A 240-nucleotide genomic window follows, 5' to 3' on the forward strand; every position below is an offset into this window, starting at 1 on the left:
GGAAAACAGGGGGCGATATGAGTAAGGTCCTGTACGTGTATAAGTGCGCCGAATGCGGTAAGCGAGGCGACCAACACCTCGACGGTGACTCGCACGACGGTGCGGCTTCTACCTGTGGTTCCTGTGGCGCGTCCGTCACGCTGGAATGGGATGGTGGCGTAGTTCTGGAGACGCCGCAGACTATCGCGGCTGACGCGATTGCGCGTGCCCGCGAGCGCAAGTGACAAGGCATCGGAAAAC

The 240-nt window shown here is 60.8% G+C and carries 1 pseudogene; it reads left to right on the forward strand.

Annotated features, from left to right (window positions below):
* A pseudogene (locus PQQ51_RS34450) lies at nt 1-224 on the forward strand (hypothetical protein); the annotation flags it as partial.
* Between the last annotated feature and the right edge of the window lie 16 nt (nt 225-240).

The sequence above is a fragment of the Paraburkholderia xenovorans genome, from assembly GCF_046030735.1.
Classification (GTDB): domain Bacteria; phylum Pseudomonadota; class Gammaproteobacteria; order Burkholderiales; family Burkholderiaceae; genus Paraburkholderia; species Paraburkholderia xenovorans_A.